The sequence below is a fragment of the Streptomyces sp. NBC_00154 genome (genome assembly GCF_026342835.1).
In the GTDB taxonomy this organism is placed as follows: Bacteria; Actinomycetota; Actinomycetes; order Streptomycetales; family Streptomycetaceae; genus Streptomyces.
The window spans coordinates 2,773,829-2,798,128 of the sequence record NZ_JAPEMI010000001.1 but is presented as its reverse complement, the minus strand read 5'-3'; the positions used below and the strand labels follow the sequence as shown (position 1 = coordinate 2,798,128).

Genomic DNA, 24,300 nt, shown 5'->3' with positions numbered 1-24,300 from the left:
CGCGCGCCCGAAGATGAAGCACTTTCAGGCAGTGCACGTCATTTGGGATTCAAGATAGTGAGTCGGCGAGAGGGAGTGTTCGAGCTTCCGCCCCATAATCTGAATAGGTAGGCGAAGAAGCCTTGACTCAGCCCACCTTCCACCCGGTGAACGAGAACGTCTTGCCCGCCGAACCGATGGTTACGGTCCGCTCGCGCATTCCGGGGAAGCCGGCGATGGGCAGGTGTTCACCCTCGAAGACCAGGTGCTCGTACACCTCGTCGGTGACGACGAGCAGGTCCCGTTCGCAGGCGAGTTCGGCGATCGCCGCCAGCTCCTCGCGGGTCAGGACGGTGCCGGTGGGGTTGTGCGGGGTGTTGAGGAGGATCAGCCGGGTGCGGGGGGTGACGGCGGCGCGCAGCTCGTCGAGGTCGAGCCGGTACGTTCCGCTCTCCGCGTCCGGGTGCAGGGTGACCGGGACGCGGGCGCCGCCGGCCATGGCGATGCAGGCGGCGTACGAGTCGTAGTACGGCTCCAGGGCGATGACCTCGTCGCCGGGCTCCACGAGGGCGAGCAGGGTGGCGGCGATGGCCTCGGTGGCGCCCGCCGTGACGAGAACTTCGGAGTCGGGGTCGTACGTGACCGCGTACCGCCGCTGCTGATGGGCGGCGATCGCGGTGCGCAGCTCGGGAACCCCGGGGCCCGGCGGGTACTGGTTGCCGTGTCCGGCGCGCAGCGCGCGGACCGCGGCCTCCCGGATCTCTTCGGGGCCGTCGGTGTCGGGGAAGCCCTGGCCGAGGTTGATGGAGCCGGTCCGTACGGCCAGCGCCGACATCTCCGCGAAGATCGTCGTGCCGAATTCGGCGAGGCGGCGGTTGAGCAGCGGTCGTCCCTGTGTCATGACCGCCATCCTGTGCCGAAGCTCTGGAGTTGCTCAAGTCTGCTTTGGCTCCGCGGGGCCGGGGGCATCCCCCACTCACGCAAGTAGCGGAAGGAACATGAAGCGGGGGACCTCGCTTCGGGGGACGGAAGGACGTGAGGTCGGTGGCTTTCTTCTGGGTGGTGGCCGGGATCGTTGTGATCGGCTGCGTCGTCGCGATGTGGCGGTCGGCGAACAGCAGCAAGTCGTTGTCCTCCCGGCGCTCCGGGCGCCGTAGCGTCGGCGGCGGCGCGGCCGCCGGTGGCAGCTGGTGGGCGGGCGGCGGTGGCGGCGGCGCGTCCTGCGGAGGCAGCAGTCACTCGGGCGGTCACTCCGGTGGTCACTCGTGCGGGGGCGGTTCCTCGTGCGGTGGTGGTTCGTCGTGCGGCGGCGGGGGCGGATGCGGCGGAGGCAGCTGACACGGGGCAGCTGGTCCGCGTCACCGGGTGCCCGGCGGGTGAACTCCCGCCGGGCACCTTTTTGTTGGGTCAGGCAGCGCGTACCCGGTGAACACCTGAACCGTAGGGCCCCCGAGGGGATGGAAACCACGGCAAGTTGGGCAAAAATGCTGTGGATCGTCGCACTTCGTGATTCCCTCGTTGGAGAGAACATCCAGCCCTCGGACCCCAGTTGGACCTGATCGGGCGCTCCCCACCTCCCACGTATGTCGCCACGGGGGCGTCCCCTGTCCATGTGTCCACGCGTGTTTTGCGGAGCCGACCCATGCTCACGACCCTCCAGACGGCCTATTCCGACACCCGTGCTGCCGACCTGGCCTGGGCGCTGGGGCGTGAACCGCTCCCCGCCCTGGCCGTGCTCGACCTGCAGCTCGGCGGTGCCCAACTGCAACTGCGTCTGCTCGGCGCCTCCCATCAGGTGCTTCTCGAGGAGGACGGCGGCAGCTGCTCCGAGACGGTGGCCTGCATCCCCGGCAGCAGCACACCGCTGCCGCTCGGAGTCGCCAAACGGCTCGGGGAGTGGGAGTACGAATTCGCGGCGCGTGTCGAGACGCTCTCCGCGGACTCCTTCGCGGGGCGTGCGCAGGAACTCCTCGCGCTGGTGACCGACCATCCGCAGGGCCTCGCCGGGACGTTTCCCGGCAGTCCGCACGCCTTCACCGCCATGCTCGCGCAGCGGACGGAAGGCCAGGTGCGGTGGCGCACCTGGCATGCGTACCCGCAGGAGGGGCAGCTGGTGGTGACCCGCACCCGCGTGGGCGTGCGGATGCCGGCGGTGGCTCACTGATTGTCCAAACTCTGTTGCGCATGCGGCACTTGCACCCTTGTGGGTGACAGGTGGCGACGCCGTCGTGACGTAGCGTTCGCACCATGATCGACCAGCAGGTGTCGCTGCGAGGGGGCGCGGCGCGAATCCCCGTGCGGCCGCGGACCGGTCGGCTCCTCGTGCTGGCCGCCGTGTTCGTCTGCGCCGCCTGCGGACTGGTGTACGAGCTCGAACTGGTCGCGATCGCTTCCTACTTGATCGGAGACTCCGTCACCCAGGCCTCCGTCGTGCTGTCCGTGATGGTCTTCGCGATGGGCATCGGCTCGCTGCTCGCGAAACGGTTGCGCAGCCACGCGGCAGTGGGCTTCGGGCTGATCGAGGCGGGGCTCGCACTGATCGGCGGCTCCTCCGCGCTCGTGCTGTACGCGTCGTTCGCCTGGATCGGGGAGTCCCGGTTCGCGCTGGTCGGGTTCTCGCTCGCGATAGGCGTCCTCATCGGTGCGGAGATCCCGTTGCTGATGACCCTGATCCAGCGCGTCGACCGGCAGGACGCGGGCGGGACGGTCGCGGACCTATTCGCCGCCGACTATGTGGGGGCGCTCGTCGGCGGACTGGCGTTCCCCTTCCTGCTGCTGCCGGTCCTTGGCCAGCTCACCGGGGCGCTGGTCACCGGCATGGTCAACGCGGCAGCGGGCGGGGCGCTGGTGCTGTGGGTGTTCCGCCGGGACCTCACCCCGCGCTCGCGGTGGCTGCTGATCCTCGTCAATGTGTCGGTGATCGCCCTGCTGGCCACCGCCACGGTCCTGGACGACGACTTCGAGCGGGCGGCGCGGCGCGCGGTGTACGGGGACGAGGTGCGGGTCGCTGTGCAGACCGATGTGCAGGAGGTGGTCCTCACCGGGACGGGCCGCAGCTCCCTGGACCTCTATCTGGACGGGCGGCTGCGGGTCAGCGCCCAGGACGAGTACCGGTACCACGAGGCGCTGGTCCACCCGGCGATGGACGGGCGCCACGCGCGGGTGCTGATCCTGGGCGGCGGCGACGGTCTGGCCGCCCGCGAGGTGCTGCGCTACCCGGACGTACGGAGTGTCACGCTCGTCGAGATCGACCCCGGCGTCACCCGACTGGCCCGTACGGACCCGGCGCTCTCCGCGCTGAACGCGCACGCGTACCGCGACCCGCGGCTGACGGCCGTGACGGCGGACGCGTTCAACTGGCTGCGGGCGGGGCACGGCGGCTACGACGTGGTGATCTCCGATCTGCCCGACCCCGGCATCACGGCGAGCACGAAGCTGTACTCCGCGGAGTTCTACGGCCTGATCGCCGAGGCCCTGGCCCCGGGCGGCCGCCTGGTGGTGCACGGGGGGCCGCCGGACACCCGGCCGCGTACGTTCTGGACGGTCGAGGCATCCGTACGGGCGGCGGGCCTGAGCACCCGCCCGTACGGCATCAGCGGCCGCCGCACCGGCTTCGCGGCGGACCCGGACCGCACGACGGACCGAGCGAGGGCCCCGCACGGCTGGGGCTTCGTCCTCGCCCGCCCGGGGTCGCGAGCCCCGGCGCTGGGCCTGTCCCCCCGGGCACCGAAGCTCCGCTCCCTGACGGAAGGGGTACTGGCGGGCGCGGCCCGGTACGCGCAGCGGGGGCGGCTGCCGGAGCAGGCGCCGTCGACGCTGGTGCACCCGCGGTACTGGGAGGAGCCGTGAGGGGGGCGGGGGAGGTCTTGGGTGCTGAGTGCCGCTTCCGGGTGCGGAAGCGCTGACGGGGCGGCCGGGCCTGAGTAGGCTCGGTTTCCATGGAGCATGAGGTGTTCGTTCCGGTTCCGGTCCAGTCCCTTCGGCGGACGCTGGGCGATCCTGCCCGGGTCGCGCGCTGTGTACCGGGCCTCCAGCAGGACGCCGACGCGTCCGCGGGCCCCCTGTCCGGCCGGCTCAAGGTCCGGATCGGTAGCCACACGATCACATACCGCGGCACGCTGACTTCGGCCGCGTTGCCGGACGGGGCCGGGATCTCCGTGGAGGGCGAGGGCGTCGAGGCGCGGGGCAGCGGCTCGGCGAAGCTCGCACTGACGATCCGCCTGACGGAGGCGGACGGCGGCACGACGATCGGCTTCACGGGCACGGCGGGCGGCGAGGGCCGCATCGTGGAACTGGAACGCGAGGCGACGCTCACGGCGGCCCACCGGCTGCTGGACCGCTTCACGCAGCAGCTGGTGACGGAGACGCTGGCGTCCCACGGACCGGCTGCCGACGGACCGGCGGGCGAGTCCGACGGGCCGGCCGGGGCGGTCGTGGACCTGGCCGTCGACGAAGCCGTGGACCGGGCGATCGAGGAGGCCGCGGAGACGGCGGACGAGACGACGGTGGGGGAGTTCCCCGAGGCTGCCCCCGAGGACGGTTCCGAAGAGTCCCCCGAGAACGGACCCGCTCAGGACGACGCCACAGGCTCGCTGCCCGGTACCGGTTCGGTATTCGACGCGCCCGTCCCCCCGCCGTCGCTCGACCCCGTCGCGGACATGGAGTTCACCGTCCCCGACGAACCGCCCGCCGAGGCCGCGCACGCCCGGCGGACCATGATCGGGCGCAGTGCCGAGGAGGTCGACCACGCGCCGCCACGCGGACGGTACGCCCCCGTGCCGTCGCCCGACTCGACCACCGCGGGCGCCACCCTGCGCTGGGTGGCCCCGGCGGCCGCCCTCGCGCTCGCCTCCGCGGTCGTGGTGGGCCGGGCGCTGCGGCGCCGGAGGTAGCGGCGCCAGTAGTGTCGTCGTGTGAGCAGTAGCGAGAAGAACGTCCGGCTGTCCGTCGGCGACACCGAGTTGACCGTGAACCCCGCCAACGGCTGCCGGATCAGCAGCCTCCGGATCGGCGGTACCGAGCTGCTGCGGCAGGGGGAGCGGTACGGCTGCTTCCCGATGGTGCCATGGTGCGGGCGGACCGGGTACGGCCACTTCCTCAACGGCGATGTGCCTCATGAGCTGCCTCTGAACTCCCCGCCGCACGCCATTCACGGCACCGGCCGCGACACGGCCTGGCGCACCGCCAAGGCGGGCGAGTCCCAGGCCGCGTTCTACTACGACCTCGCCGAGCCGTGGCCGTATCCCGGCCGGGTGACCCAGACCTTCGAACTGGCCGAGGACTCACTCACGGTCGCGTTCGGCATCGAGACGTACGGGGACTCGTTCCCGGCGCAGGCCGGCTGGCACCCGTGGTTCCTGCGGAACCTAGGCACCGGCGGCGACGTACAGATCGCCTTCGATGCCGCCTGGCAGGAGGAGCGGGGCGAGGACCATCTGCCGACCGGTCGCCGGATCCCGGTCATGCCCGGCCCGTGGGACGACTGCTTCGGGATGCCCGACGGGGTCGATGTGACGCTCACCTGGCCGGAGCAACTGGAGTTGAAGGTGAAGAGCCGGGCCGAGTGGGTCGTCGTCTACGACGAACAGGCCGAGGCGGTCTGCGTGGAGCCGCAGTCGGGCCCGCCGAACGGACTGAACACCGCGCCCCGGTATGTGACCCCGATCGAGCCGCTGGAGATCGCGACGACCTGGAGCTGGCGCAGGCTCTGAGCCGGACACGCCCTCCGGGACAGCCCTTAAGCTCGTAGCCATGACTGACGTACGCGCTGAGCTGCTCCAGCAGATCAAGGACAAGGCCGTGGTGCACGGCAAGGTGACCCTCTCCTCGGGTCTGGAAGCCGACTGGTACATCGACCTGCGTCGCATCACGCTGGACGGCACGGCCGCTCCGATGGTCGGTCAGGTCATGCTCGACGAGACCGCCGAGCTGGACTACGACTGCGTGGGCGGGCTGACGCTGGGCGCCGACCCGGTGGCCACGTCGATGCTGCACGCCTCTGCCGCGCGCGGGAAGACCCTGGACGCGTTCGTCGTCCGCAAGGCGCAGAAGGCGCACGGCATGCAGCGCCGGATCGAGGGCACGGACGTGAAGGGCCGCCGTTGTCTGGTGGTCGAGGACACCTCGACCACCGGCGGTTCGCCGCTGACGGCCGTCGAGGCGGTGCGTGAGGCCGGTGGCGAAGTCGTCGCCGTCGCCACGATCGTGGAGCGGGGTGCCGCTCCGGCCATTGCCGAGGCCGGTCTCCCGTACGTCCACGCCTACACGGTGGCGGACCTCGACCTGGCCTGATCACTGGCCTGACCTGCGATTTCCTTCGAGGGCGGACGGTTTCACGTGAAACCGTCCGCCCTTGTCGTATGCCTTCAGTTCCCCGGCCGGAACGTTGAGGGAGTACGCCGGGTGGAGCCGAAGCGAGAGTCTGGGAAGATGGGGGCGACGATGACGTCGCCCCCAGGTCAGGGAACCAGCAACGCACACCCGCACATCCCAAGGAGCGGACAGATGCCCATCGCAACCCCCGAGGTCTACGCCGAGATGCTCGACCGGGCGAAGGCAGGCAAGTTCGCCTACCCGGCCATCAATGTGACGTCGACCCAGACCCTGCACGCTGCACTGCGCGGCTTCGCGGAGGCGGAGAGCGACGGCATCGTCCAGATCTCCACCGGTGGGGCGGAGTTCCTGGGCGGCCAGCACAACAAGGACATGGTCACGGGCGCCGTCGCCCTCGCCGAGTTCGCGCACATCGTCGCCGCCAAGTACGACGTCACGGTCGCGCTGCACACCGACCACTGCCCCAAGGACAAGCTGGACGGTTACGTACGTCCGCTGCTCGACATCTCCGCGGAGCGCGTCGCCAAGGGCCTGAACCCGCTGTTCCAGTCCCACATGTGGGACGGTTCGGCCGAGACCCTCGCCGACAACCTGGCCATCGGCAAGGAGCTGCTGGCCAAGGCCGCCGCCGCCAAGATCATCCTCGAGGTCGAGATCACCCCGACCGGTGGCGAGGAGGACGGCGTCACCCACGAGATCAATGACGAGCTGTACACGACCGTCGACGACGCGCTGCGTACCGCCGAGGCGCTCGGCCTGGGCGAGAAGGGCCGCTACCTGCTGGCCGCCTCCTTCGGCAACGTGCACGGCGTCTACAAGCCGGGCAACGTCGTGCTCCGTCCCGAGCTCCTCAAGGACCTCCAGGAGGGCGTCGGCGCCAAGTACGGCAAGTCGTCTCCGTTCGACTTCGTCTTCCACGGCGGCTCCGGCTCCACCGAGCAGGAGATCGCCACCGCGCTGGAGAACGGCGTGGTGAAGATGAACCTCGACACCGACACCCAGTACGCCTTCACCCGCCCGATCGTGGACCACGTGTTCCGCAACTACGACGGCGTGCTGAAGGTCGACGGCGAGGTCGGCAACAAGAAGGTCTACGACCCGCGCAGCTGGGGCAAGTCCGCCGAGGCGGGCATGGCCAAGCGCGTCACGGAGGCCTGCGCCAACCTGCGGTCCACCGGCACCAAGCTGAAGTAGTAGTAGGTACGAACGGCGGCCGTGGGCCCGGTACTCCCTGGGGTGCCGGGCCCACGGCATGTCCGAGAACGAGCACGAGGAGCCCACTGTGCAAGCGAACGCGCGCTATGACTTCGACACCGTCATCGACCGCAGGGGCACCTGGTGTGTCCAGTGGGACGGGGTCGCCGACCGGTTCGGTGTCGACGGGCTGCTCCCGTTCACCATCTCCGACATGGACTTCGAGACGGCCCCCGAGGTCCTGACCGCACTGCGGACCCGCCTCGATCACGGCGTGCTCGGCTACACCAGCTGGCAGCACGACGACTTCAGGTCGGCGATCGCGCACTGGTACGAGACCCGGTACGGCACCGAGCTGGACACCGGCCGGCTGGTGTACGGCCCGTCCGTGCTCAGCCAGTTCTCGCAGCTCCTCCAGATGTGGACGGCCGAGGGCGACGGCGTGGTGGTCCACACCCCCACGTACGACGGCTTCCGCAAGGCGATCACCGGCCTCGGCCGCGAGCTGCGGGGCGTGCCGGTGGGGGACACCGGGGCGCTCGAACGGGAACTGGCGCGCCCCGATGCGAAGGTGCTGGTGCTCTGCTCGCCGCACAACCCGACGGGCCGGGTGTGGACGGAGCCCGAACTGGTCGACATGGCCGCTCTGGCCGCGCTCCACGGGGTCGCGGTGATCAGCGACGAGATCCATGCGGACTTCGTGCACGACGGCCACCGGCATGTGCCGTGGACGCGGGTGGCGGGTGACGCCCGCTGGGCGGTGATCTCGTCCGCGTCCAAGTCCTTCAACTTCCCGGCGCTGACAGGCTCGTACGGCATCATCGGCGATCCGGCCGACCGGACGGAGTTCCTGCGCCGCATGGAGACGGCGGAGGGCCTGGCCTCCCCGGCGGTACTGTCGCTCACCGCGCACATAGCCGCGTACCGGCAGGGCGGGCCGTGGCTGGACGCGGTACGCGCGTACGTGGCCGGGAACCTGGCCCTGGTCGCGGAACGCCTGAACGCGGCGTTCCCCGAACTGTCCTGGCAGCCCCCGCAGGCCGGCTATCTGGCGTGGATCGATCTGCGCCCCCTGGGTGTGGACGACGAGGCGCTGCAGCGGGTGCTGATCGAGCGCGAGAAGGTCGCGATCATGCCGGGTGCGGTGTACGGGGCCGAGGGGTTCCTGCGGCTCAACGTGGGGTGCCCGCGGAGCAAGGTCGAGGCGGGCGTGGAGGCGCTGGTGCGGGCTCTGGAGGCCGTGAGGTAGCGGACGACTGCCCGCCCGGCGGCGAAGGGCGAACGCGTTCCCTGCCGGGCGCCGTGCGTCAGCCGAGCGGGGAGGCGTGTCCCGGCCGGCACCCGGAAGGGACGCTGTTTCCGCTGATGTCGAAGTCCCCGCAGGTGAGAAAGACGTGGTTCAACTGGCCGAGCCCGTAGGCGAGCACGCCGACGGCCACGACGACCCCGATGACCGTCCTTCGCTCGCGCACGGAGAGCTCCGACTCCCCGAAGAGCAGGAGGTGCAGGAGCACCCAGACCAGCAGCGGGGTGCCGACGATGCTGAGGATGCCGCCCGCCAGGAAGAGCGTCTTGTCCGGCCAGCCGTCGTGGCGGGGCACCACGGCGGCGATGACGATCCACACGCTGGGCAGGGCCAGACAGGCCCAGTACATCCAGCCGTGCCGCGGTCCGCGTTCGCGCATCAGCAGGGCGGTCAGCATCACGGCGGTCGACACCGCCCAGAGGGTGAGCAGTTGGTAGTAGAAGACGACGTTGTAGGCGCCGAGGGTGAAGGCGGGCTCCCAGATCGCCAGCGCTCCGCCGCCGGCGATCACGGCGGTCCTCGGTACCACCTGGCCGATGGCGGCGCTGCGGATGCGGTGGGTGCCGGGACCCGTGCCTGCGCCCGTGCCTGCGGAGCGGGTCTCGTCGTCTTCCATGGAATCCATCTCCGGAACCGGGACATTTCCGCACACATTACTCAGGGCTCACGCGCTGCGGGCGCGGGCGCGGGCGACGGGCGGGGCGGCCGGACCCGGACTGGCCGGAGTGCCGCGTAACGGCGATGCTGCTCGCATGGGCGAGAAACCGGCCGGCGAGATCCGTGCTGCCTCCGCACCCGGGCGCTGGGTCGTCCTGACCACCGTCCTCGGGTCCAGCATGGCCCTGCTCGACTCCACCGTCATCAACGTTGCGCTGCCCCGCATCGGCAAGGACCTCGGCACCGACCTGGCCGCCCTTCAGTGGACCGTCAACGCCTACATGCTGACGCTCGCCGGGCTGATCCTTCTCGGTGGGGCGCTCGGGGACCGTTACGGGCGGCGGCGGGTCTTCGTCGTGGGGGTGATCTGGTTCGCCAGTGCCTCGTTGCTGTGCGGCATTGCGCCGAATGCCGCCGTTCTGATCGGTGCCCGCGCCCTCCAGGGGGTCGGCGGGGCGCTCCTCACCCCCGGGTCGCTGGCGTTGATCCAGGCAAGTTTTCATCCGGACGACCGGGCGCGCGCGGTCGGGCTGTGGTCGGGGTTCGGTGGGGTGGGGGCCGCCATCGGGCCGTTCGTCGGGGGGTGGCTCGTCGACGGCCCCGGGTGGCGGTGGGTGTTTCTGATCAATGTGCCGGTGGCCGCCGTCTGCGTGCCGGTCGCGCTGCGTCACGTACCCGAGTCGCGTAACCCGCACGCACACGGCCGCTTCGATGTCCTGGGGGCCGTGCTCGGCGCGCTCGCCCTTGCCCTGGTGACCTATGCGCTGATCGAGGCACCCGGCCAGGGGGCGTCCGCCGCGGTGATCGGGGCGGCCGTGGGCGGGGTCCTGCTCGGGGTGGCGTTCGTGCAGGTGGAGCGGCGGCGGGCGAACCCCATGCTGCCGCCGTCGGTGTTCGGGTCCCGGCAGTTCACCGCGGTCAATATCGTCACGCTCTGTGTGTACGCGGCGCTCGGCGGCTATTTCTTCCTCTCCGCCATCCAGCTCCAGGTCGTGGCGGGGTACTCCGCCCTCGGCGCCGGGACCGCCCTCCTTCCGACCACTGTGCTGATGCTGCTGTTCTCCGCCTCGTCGGGCGAGCTGGGGCAGCGGATCGGTCCCCGTATCCCGCTCACTGTCGGGCCGCTGTTCGCCGCCGCCGGGATGCTGCTCATGCTGCGGGTGGGTCCCGGCGACGCCACCGTCTCCGGGTACGTACAGCACGTGCTGCCCGCCGTCACCGTGCTCGGCCTCGGCCTGGTCACCGTGGTGGCGCCGCTCACCTCGACCGTCCTCGCCTCCGTCGACACCGCCCGGGCCGGGCTGGCCAGCGGGATCAACAACGCCGCCGCCCGCGCCGCAGGCCTGATCGCCGTGGCCGCGCTGCCGCTGCTCGCCGGGATGGGCCCGGAGGCGTACCGCGACGCCGGGCAGTTCGCAGCGGCCTTCAAGCGGGCCATGCCGATGTGTGCCGGTCTGATGGTGCTGGGCTCGGTGATCGCCTGGGCGACCGTACGGACACCGCCCGCGGTCCGGAAGAGCAAGGCGCGTCCCGAATGCACCGTGCACTGCGCTGTCGCGGCGCCTCCCCTGGAGCCCGCTCGGGACGAGAACGGGGACCCGGGCCGGACCTGACCGATCCGAGGACGCCCGGCTACCCCCGACGCGCATGCGCCAGGCACACTTGAACCCATGTCCATCCACGAGAACCTGCTCGGGGGGCCTCCCCCGACCCACCTGCCCGACGACCCCGAGCCGCGCGAGCTCCTCGCGAACGGCACGGCCCCCGCCGATGTCGCCGCGAAGTACCCGACCTCTTCGCTGGCCTGGGCGCAGCTCGCCGACGAGGCGTTCGAGGGCGGCCGTGTCATCGAGTCGTACGCCTACGCCCGCACCGGTTACCACCGTGGCCTCGACGCACTGCGCAGGGCCGGCTGGAAGGGCCACGGGCCCGTACCGTTCGAGCACGAGCCGAACCGCGGTTTCCTGCGCGCCCTGCACGCCCTCGCGCGCGCCGCCCAGTCGATCGGTGAGCAGGAGGAGTACGAGCGCTGCTCGACGTTCCTCCGCGACTCGTCGCCGACCGCCGCCGAGATCCTGGGTTAGGACCTCCGGGACGGTGATCCGGGCCCCGCAGACGTACCGCCGTCTGCGGGGCCTGCACGTTTCCCCGGGGTCCGCTTAGGATGCGGGCAGGGGACCGGAGCTCCATCACCTCACGGAAGGGGCGGACCGCTACCCGGAAGCTCGTGTCGAGGAGACAGCGATGTCGACGATCCACCCCGACCCCGAAGCCACCGGTGCGGACACCCCGCACCTGGACTTCGCGGGAACGACTCCGTACGAGGACTACGTCCAGGCGGATGTCCTGACCCACCTCCAGCACCTGCGCTCCGACGACCCGGGCGAGATGGTCTTCCTGGTCACCACCCAGGTCATGGAGCTGTGGTTCACGGTCATCGTCCATGAGTGGGAGACCGCGGCGCACGCCCTGCGTGAGGACCGGCTGCCGGTCGCGCGCGATGCGCTGAAGCGGTCGGTACGGGAACTGGAGGCGCTCAACGCGTCCTGGACGCCGCTCGCCCAGCTCACCCCCGCCCAGTTCAACTCCTACCGTGCCGCACTCGGCGAGGGCTCCGGCTTCCAGTCGGCGATGTACCGGCGGATGGAGTTCCTGCTCGGCGACAAGTCCGCGTCCATGCTCGTACCGCACCGGGGCGCGCCCCGCGTCCACGCCGAGCTGGAGAAGGCGCTCGCCGAGCCGAGCCTGTACGACGAGGTGCTCGCCCTGCTCGCCCGGCGCGGCCACCGGGTGCCGCAGTCCGTGCTCGGCCGCGACCTGACGCAGAAGTACGAGCCGTCCCCCGAGGTCGAGGCCGTCTGGACGGAGATCTACTCCGACCCCGAGCGGTACGACGAGCTCGTCCGGCTCGGCGAGGCGCTCACCGACGTCGGCGAACTGGTGTGGCGCTGGCGCAACGACCACCTCGTCGCCACCCGGCGCGCGATGGGCTCGAAGACCGGTACCGGCGGCTCCGCCGGGGTCGCGTGGCTGGAGAAGCGGGCCACGAAGAATGTGTTCCCCGAGCTCTGGACGGCGCGCAGCCATGTCTGAGACCTTCGCCGCGCGGGCCGCGGCACTCGACACCGCCGACGAACTCGCGGATCTGCGCAAGCTGTTCACCCTCGACGACGGTGTGTACCTCGACGGAAACTCGCTCGGGGCGCTGCCGCGACACGTACCCGCCCGGGTGCAGGAGGTCCTCACCCGCGAGTGGGGCGAGCTGCGCATCCGGTCCTGGGACGAGAGCGGCTGGTGGACAGCGCCCGAGCGGATCGGCGACCGGATCGCCCCGCTCGTCGGGGCGGCCGCCGGACAGATCGTCGTCGGCGATTCGACGAGCGTGAACGTCTTCAAGGCCGTCGTCGCCGCGAGCCGGCTGGCGCCGGAGGGGCGCGACGAGATCCTGGTCGACGCGACGACCTTTCCCACCGACGGGTACATAGCCGAGTCCGCCGCCCGGATGACCGGGCACCGGCTCGTCCCCGTCGCACCCGGTGACGTACCGGGCGCGGTCGGGCCCCGTACCGCGGTCGTCCTGCTCAACCACGTCGACTTCCGCACCGGCCGGCTGCACGACCTGCCCGGACTCACCGCGACCGTGCACGCGGCGGGCGGCCTCGCCGTCTGGGACCTGTGCCACAGCGCGGGCGCGCTGCCCGTGGGTCTGGACGCGCACGGCGTGGACCTGGCGGTCGGCTGTACGTACAAGTACCTGAACGGCGGGCCCGGTTCGCCCGCGTACCTGTACGTCGCCGAGCGGCATCAGGCGGCCTTCGACTCGCCGCTGCCGGGGTGGACGTCGCACGCCGACCCGTTCGCGATGGATCCCGGGTACGCGCCCGCGGACGGTTCCGTACGCGGCCGGGTCGGAACCCCCGACATCCTGTCCATGCTGGCGCTCGAAGCGGCGCTGGACGTGTGGGACGGGGTGCCGGTCGAGGCGGTACGGGCCAAGTCGCTGGCCCTGACGGACTTCTTCCTGGAATGCGTCGGGGCGTATGCGCCGGAAGGTGTGGTCGTTCCGGTCACGCCGCAGGCCCATGCGGAGCGCGGCAGCCAGGTGTCGTTGCGGTGCGTGGACGCGGGCATCACCGAGCCGGTGATGCGTGCGCTGATCGCGCGGGGCGTGGTCGGGGACCTGCGGCGGCCGGATGTGCTGCGGTTCGGGTTCACGCCGCTGTACGTGGGGTTCGCGGATGTGGAGCGGGCTGCGCGGGTGCTGGGTGAGGTGCTGAGCGAGGTGTCGGGCAGGGCGCTCGACGGGGTGCTCGGCGAGGTGTGACGCCTGCCGCGTCCCCACGGTGAATCCCCGTGGGGACGCGGAACCGCGTGCTGATACCGTCCCCGCTGGTCAGGCCAGTTGGGCACCTCTGTCGGATGGTTGGAGCAGCATGTCGGATTCCGCCGCGCGTGATCGGGACGCAGTCGAGACCGAGTCGGCCTTCTCGCATCCGGCCGTCGCCCCCGACGCCTCGGCCGCCTACGGCGACCATCCCGACCAGGTGATCGACTTCTACGCCCCGCGCGACGGGCGGGCCGGGGCGCCCGTCGTGGTCGTCCTGCACGGTGGTGCGTGGCGGGGGCCGTACGACCGGCTCCATGTGACGCCGTTCGCGGACTTCCTGGCCCGTCGCGGTTTCGCCGTCGCCAACGTCGAGTACCGGCGCGGCAGCGAGCTCCCGCAGCAGCGGGGTTCCGGTCCGGTCGCGGGCCGTTGGCCGGAGACGTTCGACGATGTCGCCGCGGCGATGGACGCGCTGCCCGGGCTGCTGGCCGTCGCACTTCCGGAGGCCGATGCGCGACGGGTCGTCGTCACCGGGCACTCCGCGGGCGGCCAGCTGGCGCTGTGGGCCGCGGCCCGGCACGTACTGCCGCAGGGGTCGCCATGGCGGCTTGCCGCGGCGCCGCCGCTGCGCGGGGTCGTCGCCCTCGCGCCGATCGCCGACTTCGGCACGGCGGTGGAGCTGGATGTCTGCTCCGGCGCGGTGGGTCAACTCCTGGGGAGGAAAGAGGACTTCGCCGCGCGGAGCCCGTACGCCGATCCGGCCGCGCTGCTGCCGACCGGTATCGCCACCGCGGTCGTACAGGGACGCACCGATCTGACCGTGCCGCACGCGGTCGCCGAGGCGTTCGTGGACGCGGCGGCCAAGGCGGGCGAGACGGTGGGGCTGACGCTGCTGGAGGAGGTCGGGCACTTCCCGTTGATCGATCCGGCGGCGGACGCGTGCGCGGTGGTGGCGGAGGAGATCGCCCAGCTGGCGTGGTGACAGGGGGCGCCGAGGGCACCCGACAGTCGCATTTGTCAGTGATTTCCCGGGTCCAGTAGTCCTTGCGATGGACGCCGCAGGATCCGTATCACTGCTGACGACGTGGTGCGCCCGGCCGCCTACCTTGGGAGCGTGACCGAGACCACCAAGACCAGAAGCCCCGAGTTCCGGCTGGCCGCAGGGGCGATAGGCGGCCTGCGGCAGGACCTCTTCCACGATGCGTTCGCCTACCGTCCGCTGGCGCCCATGCGTACCGACGGGGCGCTGACCCGGCGGCTGTCCGAGCGGATGCGCGCGCGGGCCGCCCGGACGCCGCACGCGCTGGTCGGGCTGGCCGCGCTGATCACGGTCCTCATAGGCATCGGCGCGGCGGACGGCTCCGGGACATGGTCCGGGATCGAGATCATCCTGACCGGGCTGCTCCCGGCGCTGACCGTCGTGATGACGCTGTTCCGGCCGGTCGGCGCGTTCTGGATGTCGATGGCGCTCACTCCGGTGACAGCCGTGATCACCGGCGGCGACTGGCCGTGGGTACCGGGCATGTTCCTCTCGCACCTGGTGGTGCTCGTCGTGGTCGCGGCCCGGACCCGGCCGCGTACCGCCGCCTGGATGTGGGTCCTGACCGTGGTGCTCGGCACCTTCCTGGAGAACTTCGGCTGGCACTACTCGTCGACCACCGGGCCGATGGCCGTGGCCTCCGCGTTCGCCCTGCTCGTGGTGACCGTGGTGCAGACCCGCCGGGAGGCGGAGCGCGAGGTGACCGTGCAGCGCACCGTCACCGCCGTGGAACGCGACCGGCGCACGCTGCTGGAGGAGCGCACCACCATCGCCCGCGAGCTGCACGACGTGGTCGCCCACCACATGTCGGTCGTCGCGATCCAGGCCGAGGCCGCCCCGTACCGGGTGGAGAACCCGCCGCCCGAGCTGGAGCAGGCCTTCGTCACCATCCGGGAGAACGCCGTCGCCGCCCTCACCGAACTGCGCCGGGTCCTCGGCGTCGTGCGGGCCGAGGACTACGAAGCGCCGGACGCCCCGCAGCCCACCCTCGCGGAGCTGGACGGACTGCTCGCCAACGTGGCGGACGCGGGCCTGGCGGTGGAGAAGACCGTCACCGGTGCGGTACGCGAACTGCCGCAGGGCGTCGAGCTGTCGGCGTACCGGATCATCCAGGAAGCCCTCAGCAACACGTTGCGGCACGCGCCCGGCGCCGCCGCCAAGGCCGAGATCGGCTATGTGCTCGGCGGGCTCGGGCTGCGGGTAGTCAACGGGCCGCCGACCGGTCCGGTGAAGCCCTCGCCGGGCGCCGGGCACGGCATCACGGGGATGCGGGAGCGGGTCGCCATGCTGAACGGCGAGATGACCGCCGGGACGACGCCGGACGGCGGGTACGAGATCGCCGTGTTCATCCCCGTACCCCTGGCCCAGGAACCGACGCAGAGCGAGACCTCATGAACGACATCCGTGTCCTGATCGTCGACGACCAGATGATGGTCCGTGAGGGCTTCTCGGTGCTCCTGGGGGCGATGCCGGGCATCGAGGTCGTCGGCGAGGCCGTCGACGGCCGGCAGGCCATCGCCCAGGCCGCCGCGCTGCGGCCCGACGTGGTGCTGATGGACATCCGGATGCCGGAGCTCAACGGCATCGAGGCGACCCGTGAGATCGTCGCGAACGACGCGGCCGCCAAGGTGCTCGTGCTGACCACGTTCGACCTCGACGAGTACGTGTACCAGGCGCTGCGCGCCGGGGCGTCCGGGTTTCTGCTGAAGGACGCCTCCGCCCGCCAGCTCGCCGACGGGGTACGGGTGGTGGCGGCCGGGGAGGCGCTGCTGGCGCCGACCGTCACGAAGCGGCTGATCACCGAGTTCTCCCGGCTCGCCGGGGCCCCGCGGCCGCCCGCGCTCGCCCGGATCGGCGATCTGACGGAGCGCGAGACGGAGGTGCTCGTCCTCATCGCGCAGGGCCTGTCGAACGCGGAGATCGCCTCGCACCTGGTGGTCGCCGAGTCCACCATCAAGACGCATGTGAGCCGCATCCTGGTGAAGCTGGGGCTGCGGGACCGTACGCAGGCGGCGGTGTTCGCGTACGAGGCGCGGCTGGTCACCCCGGCCTGAGCTGCCGCACCGGCGGGCGGGCGGCTAGCGTCCCTCCATGCACCCGTCTCCGCAGCCCGAGTCCGCCGCTTCGTTCGATCCCTGGTCGCCGGCGTTCGTCGCCGACCCGTATCCCGCCTACGCCGCGCTGCGGGCCACCGGCCGTGTGCACCGGTTCGAGCCCACGGACCAGTGGCTCGTCCCGCACCACGCCGATGTGTCGGCGCTGCTGCGGGACCGGCGCCTGGGCCGCACCTATCTGCACCGCTTCACCCACGAGGAGTTCGGCCGCACGCCTCCGCCCGCCGCGTACGAGCCCTTCACCACCCTCAACGGGCAGGGGCTCCTCGATCTGGAGGCCCCCGCCCACACCCGGATCCGGCGCCTGGTCTCCAAGGCATTCACCCCGCGTACGGTGGAGCGGCTCGTCCCGACGGTGCGGCGGCTGGCCGCCGAGCTGGTCGACAGCTTCGTCGAGGCGGGCGGCGGCGACCTGCTCACCGCGGTCGCCGAACCGCTGCCCGTCGCCGTCATCGCCGAGATGCTGGGCATCCCCGCGTCCGACCGCGCTCCGCTGCGGCCCTGGTCGGCGGCGATCTGCGGGATGTTCGAACTGAACCCGTCCGAGGAGACCGCGAGCGCCGCCGTTCGCGCCTCGGTGGAATTCTCCGCCTATCTGCGGGAGCTGATCGCGGAGCGCCGCAAGAACCCCGGTACGGATCTGATCTCCGCGCTCATCGCCGCGCACGACGAGGGGGAGCGGCTGAGCGAGCAGGAGATGGTCTCCACCTGTGTGCTGCTGCTGAACGCGGGACACGAGGCGACGGTCAACACCACCGTCAACGGCTGGTGGACGCTGCTGCGCCACCCCGAGCAGCTGGCGGCCCTGCGCGCCGACCACGGGCTGCTGCCCACGGCCGTGGAGGAGTTGCTGCGGTACGACACTCCGTTGCAGATGTTCGAGCGCTGGGTCCTCGACGACATCGAGATCGACGGCACGGTCATCCCGCGCGGCTCGGAGGTGGCCCTCCTCTTCGGCTCCGCCAACCGCGACCCGGCCCGCTTCACGGACCCGGAGACGCTGGACCTGTCCCGGCGGGAGAATCCGCACGTCTCGTTCGGCGCCGGCATCCACTTCTGCCTGGGCGCGCCGCTGGCCCGGGTCGAACTCTCGGCTTCCTTCAGCGAGTTGCTGCGCCGGGCGCCCGGGATGCGGCTGGCGGCCGAGCCGGAGTGGAACCCGGGTTACGTGATCAGGGGCGTGAAGGAGCTGCGCGTGGAGCTGTGACGGGAAGCCGCCGAGCGCCGCTCAGCACCCCGGGCCGCTCGCGAGGCGCGGTCCGTCCAGGACGTCGAAGGCGACCCCGAAGGCGGTGAGCGCCGGCAGGACCACGGCACAGGGCCCGGCCCCACGTGCCTCGCGGGAGGAGCGGCCCGCCCCCGGAAGAGTTCTGCCCCTCCGGGGGCCGGCCGCATGGAGGTCCGGCCGTGCACGCGGTTCAGCCGGACTCGGTCCGACCGGCCGGACCGTTGCTCAGGTCAGGAGGTCGCGTCGCCGCAGCGCCGCCAGTCCCGCGCCCGTCAGCGCCACCGCCGTCGCGGTGAGCAGCAGCACCGGAGCCCACTGCATCTCGGTGCCCGGCAGCTTCGGCAGATGACCGAAGGGTGACAGGTTCATCACTGTCTGGGGCAGGTCGAGCGCCGGGCCGATCCAGCCGATCAGCAGGCACGCTCCCACCACACCCCACGCCGCCGGAGCCGCTTTGGGAAGCGCTCCGTACAGCAGGACCGCCAGACCGCCGAGGAGCCAGATCGCGGGCACCTGGACCAGCGACGCCCCGAGCACCGCGCCGAACTCGTCGCCGTATCCGACGGCCAGACCGAGCCCGCCGACCAGCATGATGGCCACCGCGCCGCCGAACGCGATCACCAGGTGCCCGGCTGCCCACCGCAACCGCCCCAGGCGGTTCGCGAGCAGCGGTTCGGCGCGCTGCGAGGTTTCCTCACTGTGCAGGCGGAGGATCGATGCCACCACATACAACGCGGCCATCATCCCCAGCATCCCGACCATCGTGGCCAGGAAGGCCTGGGTCATGCCCTCCTGTCCGCCCATCCGCATGAAGATCTCCTTGGCCTGCTCGTTGTCACCCACCAGGTCGGCCGCACCCTCGGCCATGCCGCCGAAGACGACGCCCGCGACGGCGAAGCCCGCGGTCCAGCCGAGCAGCGTGCCGCGCTGCAGCCGCCGGGCCAGGCCACCCGCGGTGGCGAGTCGGCCCTCGGCCGGGCCCGGACGGGCCGGGAGGAAGCCCATGCCGATGTCGCGCCGCCCGGCCAGTGTGTACGCGGCCGCGGCCTGAGCCGCGATTGCCGCCACGAAGAGCAGCAGCACGCACCAGCGCTCGCCGGCGTACGGTCGCATGTTCTCGGCCCAGCCGATCGGCGACAGCCAGGTCAGTACGGACGACCCGTCGTTCACACCGGAGTCTCCGGCCGCCCGCAGCAGGAAGGCGAGGCCGAGCACGCCGCCCGTCATCCCCTTGGCGAGCCGCGCGCTCTCGGTGAGCTGCGCGACGATCGCCGCCATGGTCGCGAAGAGCATTCCGGTCGCGCCGACGGCGAGCCCGAGTGCCAGCGCTCCTGTTCCGCCCCGTCCGGCGAGGCCGCCCGTGATGAACAGCGTGACCAGCGCGTTGGCGGCCAGGGCGGTGAACAGCGCCGATGTCAGTGGGGCGCGCCGCCCCACCATTGCTGAGGAGAGCAGTTCCTGACGGCCCGTCTCCTCCTCCTCGCGGGTGTGCCGGATGACGATGATCAGGCTCATCACGGCGGCCAGGGTGGCGGCGAGGACACCGAACCGCCAGGCCACCAGAGCTCCGATCGAGTCGCCGAAGACCGGTCCGTACATGGAGCGCAAGGAGCTGTTCGCGCTCATGGACGCGGCGACCTCGGCGCGGGCGGCCGGAGTGTCGTAGAGCCGCTCGATCGACGAGCCGCCGCTGACGACCATGAGGGTGAGCACGAGGACCCACACCGGAAGCATGATGCGGTCCCGGCGCAGAGCGAGCCTGAACAGCGGGGTGATTCCCGTGAGTTGCCCGGCACCGCCGCGGCGTACCGCGAGTTCCGCGGTCATCGCGACATCGCCTCTTCCGGGACCGTGGCCGCATCGTCCTGGTAGTGCCGGAGGAACAGCTCCTCCAGGGTGGGCGGGGTGCTGGTCAGCGACCGTACGCCCGAGGTGGTGAGCGAACGCAGCACGGCGTCGAGCTTGTCGGTGTCCACCTGGAGCCGTACCCGCCTGCCCTGGACGTCGAGGTCATGGACGCCGGGCAACTGGGCGAGCCCGTTCGGTGCGGCGGCCAGTTCGGCGGTGACGCTGGTACGGGTCAGGTGGCGCAGGTCCGCGAGGGACCCGGTCTCGACCGTGACGCCCTTGCGGATGATGCTGACGCGATCGCAGAGTGTCTCGATCTCGCTCAGGATGTGCGAGGAGAGCAGTACGGTCTGGCCGCGTTCGCGGGCGGCCTCCCGCACGTAGTCCGTGAAGACCTCCTCCATCAGCGGGTCGAGCCCGGAGGTCGGCTCGTCCAGGATCAGCAGGTCGACGTCGGATGCGAGTGCGGCGACCAGGGCGACCTTCTGGCGGTTGCCCTTGGAGTACGTCCGCCCCTTCTTGGTGGGGTCCAGCTCGAACCGCTCGATGAGGTCGGCGCGCCGCTGCTTGTCGAGGCCGCCGCCGCGCAGCCGCCCGTACAGGTCGATCACCTCGCCGCCGGAGAGGTTGCGCCACAGGGTGACGTCACCGGGGACGTACGCCACCCGGCGGTGCAGCTCGACCGCGTCCTTCCACGGGTCCCGGCCGAGCAGCTGTGCGGCGCCGGAGTCTGCCCGCAGCAGGCCCAGCAGAACCCGGATGGTGGTGGACTTCCCGGAACCGTTGGGCCCGAGGAAGCCATGGACCTCACCGGTCTCGACCGCGAGGTCGAGGCCGTCCAGCGCGTGCGTCCGCCCGAACGACTTGTGCAGTCCGGCCACGGTGATTGCCTTCGTCATGTTTCTGAACGTACGCTACTTTCACAAAGTTGTGAAGTTAAGGAAGCGTATAAAGTCAAGGTGTGGTCCGGGGCCGGGAACCCCGCCGGAATTCCAGGGGAGACGATGGGGCGATGAGCAGCGAAACCGGCGCAGACGGACGTGCGCACGAACCCGGGAGCGAACCCGAGCAGGGCCGTGACGAGGAGGCCGTGTCGCGGTTCGTGGAGCGTTTCGCGGCCGATATGACCGAGGCGGGCATGCAGCGGATGGCGTCCCGCGTCTTCGCCGCGCTGCTGGCGGACGACGACGGCTCCATGACCTCGGCGGAGCTCAGCGAACAGCTGCAGATCAGCCCGGCGGCGGTGTCCGGGGCGATCAACTACCTCACCCAGGTCAGCATGGTCGGCCGCGAGCGCGACCCCGGCTCGCGCCGGGACCGCTACCGCCTGCACAACGAGATCTGGTACGCCACCTTCGCCAGCCGCGACCGGGTCCTGACCCGCTGGGAGCACACCCTCAGAGAAGGCGCACGCACCCTGGGCCAGGACACGCCTGCCGGTGCGCGGCTCACGGAGACGGCGGAGTTCTTCGAGTTCCTGCAGACGGAGCTGATCGGCCTGATGGACCGCTGGCGCGACTACCGCAAGAAATTGGACCTCTCGTAACGGAACGGGTGGGGACGGGTGGTGCCGGCCCCTGAGCCCCGGGGCGGCTCAGGCCAGCGGGTGCGACGTCCGGCCGGACGCCTCGTCGATCTCGTCGTGCGCCTTGGTCAGCAGGTTCATCGCGAGTTCGTTCATCGCTCTGGCTCCTGCGATCTCCTCGCCGACCCTCGGCTGCTGGGAGTCGGAAGGGTGGCGGCTGGCGTACCCGTGCGCACGTACTTCGTTGCCATCAGGGAGCCGTACGAGGGCGGCGGCGCGGGTGCGGCGGTTGTCCTCCTCGAATTCCAGCTCGATGTGCCATCCGACAGCGGTCTTCATCATGACCATCACCTCCGGGACCTGCTACCAGAGTGCGCCCGTTCCCGCGCCCGCGCACGGCCGGCCCCGCGACGCGTGGAGCTATCCCTCGGCCACCGGAAGCATCAGTCCCCACGCGCCCGCCCGCACCGTCCAGGTCCGCGTCCGGACCGGGCCGCCGATCTGGGTGTCCGCCCGGTAGCGGAAGTCCGCGCCGGAGACCGTGACCGCCTTGGCCTCCGCCGTCAGAGTTTCGCCCTTCGCGGTGTGGACGACCACGTCCGCGAGGCCTCCGCCGCCGCCCTGCGAGGTCACCGTCACCGATTCGACCGGGCTGTCCAGATCGTTCAGCACCACCCCGTCCGTCTCGACTCGCAGCCGATGGGTGCGTGGTGTGGCGGGTGAGGTGGGCGGGGCGGGGCGGACCAGTGTGCGCACCAGGGAGCGACAGGTGTCCCAGATCGCCGTGACGCCCGTGTGCGCGGCCGCCGAGCCCGGCGTCGTGGGCAGGGCGGGGATGTGCAGGGCGCCCAGGACGACGCCGTCGCTGTCGTCGACCAGCAGGTCGAGCCGGCGTACGGCACCGTCCAGCGCCGCCCGCGCCGCGGCCACCGTGCCCATGGGCACGCCGAGCGAATGCGCGAGTTGCAGCATTGTCGCCGGGCCCACCGGAACCAGTGCGAGCGCCTCACCGGTCAGCTCCCTGTCCCGGTGCAGCAGCGTCACGGCGCGCAGCAGTGTCCGGTCGTCGCCGACCACCACCGGACGCCGACTGCCCCGGCGGGACAAGGCCCGCGCGAATTCCTCCGGCCCGTCCGGGAGGCAGATTTTTGCGTGCGAACCCGCGCTCAGCACGTCCTTCGCGATACGGACGGACTCGCCGTCCGTCCGGCGGGCGACCGGGTCGATCACCACCAGCAGTTGGTGCGCACCGTTGCCGGGGGGCTGGGCAGCCGACACCTCGGTCCTTCCTCGGGTAGCATCTTGGTGCAAGAGCCCCTTGCGCTATTGCGCCAGGGGCTTCGTCTATTCCGGGGCACCCGGTTCGACGGTTCAGGCTTCGTCGTACATCGTCGTACGGCATGTACGACGTTTACGTACGCCCCCTGACCTTGGACATGCCCCGCCCGGAAGGGGTGTACGCCTGTGCCCGCACTTGTGCTGCTCGGTGCTCAGTGGGGTGACGAGGGCAAGGGAAAGGCCACCGACCTCCTCGGTGGATCCGTGGACTATGTGGTGCGTTACCAGGGCGGCAACAATGCCGGCCACACGGTGGTCGTCGGTGACCAGAAGTACGCACTTCATCTCCTCCCCTCCGGAATCCTTTCACCGGGGTGTACCCCGGTCATCGGTAACGGTGTCGTCGTCGACCCGGCCGTCCTGCTCTCCGAGCTGAGTGGGCTGAACGACCGCGGCGTGGACACGTCCAAGCTGCTGATCAGCGGTAACGCTCATTTGATCACCCCGTACAACGTCACGATCGACAAGGTGACGGAACGGTTCCTCGGGAAGCGCAAGATCGGCACGACCGGCCGCGGCATCGGCCCGACGTACGCCGACAAGATCAACCGGGTCGGCATCCGCGTCCAGGACCTCTACGACGAGTCGATCCTGGAGCAGAAGGTCGAAGCTGCGCTGGAGCAGAAGAACCAGCTCCTCGCCAAGGTCTTCAACCGGCGCGCCATCGAGGCCGGGAAGATCGTCGAGGAGATGCTCCAGTACGCGGATCAGATCAAGCCGTATGTCGCCGACACCACGCTGATCCTGAACGACGCCATCGACGCGGGCAAGGTCGTCCTCTTCGAGGGCGGTCAGGGCACGCTGCTCGACGTCGACCACGGCACGTACCCCTTCGTCACCTCTTCGAACCCGACCGCGGGCGGCGCCTGCACCGGGTCCGGCGTGGGCCCGACGAAGATCAGCCGGGTCATCGGCATCCTCAAGGCGTACACCACGCGCGTCGGCGCCGGCCCGTTCCCGACGGAGCTGCTCGACGAGGACGGCGAGGCGCTGCGCCGGATCGGTGGCGAGCGCGGTGTCACCACCGGCCGTGACCGCCGCTGCGGCTGGTTCGACGCGGTGATCGCGCGGTACGCGACCCGGGTCAACGGTCTCACCGACTTCTTCCTCACCAAGCTGGACGTGCTGACCGGCTGGGAGCAGATCCCGGTGTGCGTCGCGTACGAGATCGACGGCAAGCGGGTCGAGGAACTCCCGTACAGCCAGAGCGACTTCCACCACGCGAAGCCGGTCTACGAGATGCTGCCGGGCTGGTCCGAGGACATCACGAAGGCCAAGACCTTCAGCGATCTGCCGAAGAACGCGCAGGCGTACGTGAAGGCGCTGGAGGACATGTCCGGCGCCCCGATCTCCGCGATCGGTGTCGGCCCCGGCCGTACCGAGACCATCGAGATCAACTCGTTCCTGTAGGA

General features: G+C 71.0%; 22 protein-coding genes and 1 pseudogene. 17 read left to right on the top strand and 6 right to left on the bottom strand.

The features are described from left to right. Positions 1-130 precede the first annotated feature (130 nt). Positions 131-880, bottom strand: a pseudogene (locus OHA03_RS12480) (aminotransferase class I/II-fold pyridoxal phosphate-dependent enzyme); the annotation flags it as partial. 741 nt (positions 881-1,621) lie between these two features. Here OHA03_RS12480 and OHA03_RS12475 point away from each other — a divergent pair. From OHA03_RS12475 to OHA03_RS12445, 7 genes are all read left to right on the top strand, one after another. Beyond that, positions 1,622-2,143 carry a DUF2617 family protein gene (locus tag OHA03_RS12475; RefSeq protein ID WP_267003675.1) on the top strand — a complete coding sequence of 174 codons (522 nt, stop codon included), beginning with the start codon at positions 1,622-1,624 and terminating at the stop codon, positions 2,141-2,143. Between the two features lie 83 nt (positions 2,144-2,226). Beyond that, positions 2,227-3,828 (top strand): polyamine aminopropyltransferase, encoded by a 1,602-nt coding sequence (locus OHA03_RS12470; protein WP_267003673.1) that lies wholly within the window; start codon positions 2,227-2,229, stop codon positions 3,826-3,828. 89 nt (positions 3,829-3,917) lie between these two features. Then, positions 3,918-4,871 (top strand): SRPBCC domain-containing protein, encoded by a 954-nt coding sequence (locus OHA03_RS12465; RefSeq protein ID WP_267003671.1) that lies wholly within the window; start codon positions 3,918-3,920, stop codon positions 4,869-4,871. Positions 4,872-4,892: 21 nt separating this feature from the next. Beyond that, on the top strand, positions 4,893-5,690 hold the full coding sequence (locus OHA03_RS12460; protein WP_267003669.1) for an aldose 1-epimerase: 798 nt from the start codon (positions 4,893-4,895) through the stop codon (positions 5,688-5,690). Positions 5,691-5,730: 40 nt separating this feature from the next. Further along, a complete protein-coding gene (gene pyrE, locus OHA03_RS12455; RefSeq protein WP_267003667.1) occupies positions 5,731-6,270 on the top strand; it encodes an orotate phosphoribosyltransferase in 540 nt (179 codons plus the stop codon). 213 nt (positions 6,271-6,483) lie between these two features. Beyond that, positions 6,484-7,506: a class II fructose-bisphosphate aldolase gene (fbaA, locus tag OHA03_RS12450; RefSeq protein WP_267003665.1), complete on the top strand. Its 1,023-nt coding sequence runs from the start codon at positions 6,484-6,486 to the stop codon at positions 7,504-7,506. An 88-nt stretch (positions 7,507-7,594) separates the two neighbouring features. Next, positions 7,595-8,755 carry a MalY/PatB family protein gene (locus OHA03_RS12445; protein WP_267003663.1) on the top strand — a complete coding sequence of 387 codons (1,161 nt, stop codon included), beginning with the start codon at positions 7,595-7,597 and terminating at the stop codon, positions 8,753-8,755. A gap of 58 nt (positions 8,756-8,813) precedes the next feature. On the opposite strand, the gene OHA03_RS12440 is transcribed toward OHA03_RS12445, so the two are convergent. Further along, a complete protein-coding gene (locus tag OHA03_RS12440; RefSeq protein ID WP_267003661.1) occupies positions 8,814-9,428 on the bottom strand; it encodes a hypothetical protein in 615 nt (204 codons plus the stop codon). A gap of 136 nt (positions 9,429-9,564) precedes the next feature. Here OHA03_RS12440 and OHA03_RS12435 point away from each other — a divergent pair, with 136 nt between their 5' ends. The 8 genes from OHA03_RS12435 to OHA03_RS12400 all read left to right on the top strand — a co-directional run bounded on the left by OHA03_RS12435 (position 9,565) and on the right by OHA03_RS12400 (position 18,156). After that, on the top strand, positions 9,565-11,082 hold the full coding sequence (locus OHA03_RS12435) for an MFS transporter (RefSeq protein ID WP_267003658.1): 1,518 nt from the start codon (positions 9,565-9,567) through the stop codon (positions 11,080-11,082). 57 nt (positions 11,083-11,139) lie between these two features. Further along, positions 11,140-11,553 (top strand): DUF3151 domain-containing protein, encoded by a 414-nt coding sequence (locus tag OHA03_RS12430; protein ID WP_030977723.1) that lies wholly within the window; start codon positions 11,140-11,142, stop codon positions 11,551-11,553. Between the two features lie 160 nt (positions 11,554-11,713). Then, positions 11,714-12,562 (top strand): tryptophan 2,3-dioxygenase family protein, encoded by an 849-nt coding sequence (locus OHA03_RS12425; protein ID WP_267003656.1) that lies wholly within the window; start codon positions 11,714-11,716, stop codon positions 12,560-12,562. Beyond that, the gene (gene kynU / locus OHA03_RS12420) at positions 12,555-13,793 is read left to right on the top strand and encodes a kynureninase (RefSeq protein ID WP_267003654.1); all 1,239 of its coding nucleotides are present in this window, start codon (positions 12,555-12,557) and stop codon (positions 13,791-13,793) included. Before OHA03_RS12425 ends, kynU begins: the two co-directional genes overlap by 8 nt. Positions 13,794-13,902: 109 nt before the next feature. Continuing rightward, positions 13,903-14,778 carry a S9 family peptidase gene (locus OHA03_RS12415; protein WP_267003653.1) on the top strand — a complete coding sequence of 292 codons (876 nt, stop codon included), beginning with the start codon at positions 13,903-13,905 and terminating at the stop codon, positions 14,776-14,778. A 132-nt stretch (positions 14,779-14,910) separates the two neighbouring features. Next, positions 14,911-16,230: a sensor histidine kinase gene (locus OHA03_RS12410; protein WP_267003652.1), complete on the top strand. Its 1,320-nt coding sequence runs from the start codon at positions 14,911-14,913 to the stop codon at positions 16,228-16,230. Further along, positions 16,227-16,889, top strand: a complete 663-nt coding sequence (locus OHA03_RS12405; protein WP_267003650.1) for a response regulator transcription factor — start codon at positions 16,227-16,229, stop codon at positions 16,887-16,889. Before OHA03_RS12410 ends, OHA03_RS12405 begins: the two co-directional genes overlap by 4 nt. A 37-nt stretch (positions 16,890-16,926) precedes the next feature. Beyond that, on the top strand, positions 16,927-18,156 hold the full coding sequence (locus OHA03_RS12400) for a cytochrome P450 (protein WP_267003648.1): 1,230 nt from the start codon (positions 16,927-16,929) through the stop codon (positions 18,154-18,156). Positions 18,157-18,402: 246 nt separating this feature from the next. Here OHA03_RS12400 and OHA03_RS12395 read toward each other — a convergent pair whose 3' ends face one another. After that, complete coding sequence (locus OHA03_RS12395; protein ID WP_267003646.1) at positions 18,403-20,004, bottom strand: ABC transporter permease; 1,602 nt, start codon at positions 20,002-20,004, stop codon at positions 18,403-18,405. Further along, the gene (locus OHA03_RS12390; protein ID WP_267003644.1) at positions 20,001-20,924 is read right to left on the bottom strand and encodes an ABC transporter ATP-binding protein; all 924 of its coding nucleotides are present in this window, start codon (positions 20,922-20,924) and stop codon (positions 20,001-20,003) included. Before OHA03_RS12390 ends, OHA03_RS12395 begins: the two co-directional genes overlap by 4 nt. Before the next feature lie 113 nt (positions 20,925-21,037). Here OHA03_RS12390 and OHA03_RS12385 point away from each other — a divergent pair, with 113 nt between their 5' ends. Then, a complete protein-coding gene (locus tag OHA03_RS12385; protein WP_267003642.1) occupies positions 21,038-21,571 on the top strand; it encodes a GbsR/MarR family transcriptional regulator in 534 nt (177 codons plus the stop codon). 48 nt (positions 21,572-21,619) lie between these two features. Here OHA03_RS12385 and OHA03_RS12380 read toward each other — a convergent pair whose 3' ends face one another. Continuing rightward, positions 21,620-21,892, bottom strand: coding sequence for a DUF1876 domain-containing protein (locus OHA03_RS12380; protein WP_267003640.1), 273 nt, complete (start codon positions 21,890-21,892; stop codon positions 21,620-21,622). A gap of 78 nt (positions 21,893-21,970) precedes the next feature. Continuing rightward, entirely contained in the window at positions 21,971-22,828 is an 858-nt protein-coding gene (locus OHA03_RS12375) for a diacylglycerol kinase (protein ID WP_267003638.1), read from the bottom strand. Between the two features lie 186 nt (positions 22,829-23,014). On the opposite strand from OHA03_RS12375, the gene OHA03_RS12370 reads away from it, so the two are divergent. Further along, positions 23,015-24,298 carry an adenylosuccinate synthase gene (locus OHA03_RS12370; protein ID WP_267003636.1) on the top strand — a complete coding sequence of 428 codons (1,284 nt, stop codon included), beginning with the start codon at positions 23,015-23,017 and terminating at the stop codon, positions 24,296-24,298. The last annotated feature ends 2 nt before the right edge of the window (positions 24,299-24,300 follow it).

Bases quoted from the DNA above. Each gene is read 5' to 3' on its own strand.
- OHA03_RS12400 (WP_267003648.1), top strand. From the start codon at position 16,927: ATGCACCCGTCTCCGCAGCCCGAGTCCGCCGCTTCGTTCGATCCCTGG.
- pyrE (WP_267003667.1), top strand. From the start codon at position 5,731: ATGACTGACGTACGCGCTGAGCTGCTCCAGCAGATCAAGGACAAGGCC.
- fbaA (WP_267003665.1), top strand. From the start codon at position 6,484: ATGCCCATCGCAACCCCCGAGGTCTACGCCGAGATGCTCGACCGGGCG.
- OHA03_RS12385 (WP_267003642.1), top strand. From the start codon at position 21,038: ATGAGCAGCGAAACCGGCGCAGACGGACGTGCGCACGAACCCGGGAGC.
- OHA03_RS12390 (WP_267003644.1), bottom strand. From the start codon at position 20,924: ATGACGAAGGCAATCACCGTGGCCGGACTGCACAAGTCGTTCGGGCGG.
- OHA03_RS12380 (WP_267003640.1), bottom strand. From the start codon at position 21,892: ATGATGAAGACCGCTGTCGGATGGCACATCGAGCTGGAATTCGAGGAG.
- OHA03_RS12430 (WP_030977723.1), top strand. From the start codon at position 11,140: ATGTCCATCCACGAGAACCTGCTCGGGGGGCCTCCCCCGACCCACCTG.
- OHA03_RS12465 (WP_267003671.1), top strand. From the start codon at position 3,918: ATGGAGCATGAGGTGTTCGTTCCGGTTCCGGTCCAGTCCCTTCGGCGG.
- OHA03_RS12415 (WP_267003653.1), top strand. From the start codon at position 13,903: ATGTCGGATTCCGCCGCGCGTGATCGGGACGCAGTCGAGACCGAGTCG.
- OHA03_RS12475 (WP_267003675.1), top strand. From the start codon at position 1,622: ATGCTCACGACCCTCCAGACGGCCTATTCCGACACCCGTGCTGCCGAC.
- OHA03_RS12405 (WP_267003650.1), top strand. From the start codon at position 16,227: ATGAACGACATCCGTGTCCTGATCGTCGACGACCAGATGATGGTCCGT.
- OHA03_RS12425 (WP_267003656.1), top strand. From the start codon at position 11,714: ATGTCGACGATCCACCCCGACCCCGAAGCCACCGGTGCGGACACCCCG.
- OHA03_RS12395 (WP_267003646.1), bottom strand. From the start codon at position 20,004: ATGACCGCGGAACTCGCGGTACGCCGCGGCGGTGCCGGGCAACTCACG.
- kynU (WP_267003654.1), top strand. From the start codon at position 12,555: ATGTCTGAGACCTTCGCCGCGCGGGCCGCGGCACTCGACACCGCCGAC.
- OHA03_RS12440 (WP_267003661.1), bottom strand. From the start codon at position 9,428: ATGGAAGACGACGAGACCCGCTCCGCAGGCACGGGCGCAGGCACGGGT.
- OHA03_RS12470 (WP_267003673.1), top strand. From the start codon at position 2,227: ATGATCGACCAGCAGGTGTCGCTGCGAGGGGGCGCGGCGCGAATCCCC.
- OHA03_RS12435 (WP_267003658.1), top strand. From the start codon at position 9,565: ATGGGCGAGAAACCGGCCGGCGAGATCCGTGCTGCCTCCGCACCCGGG.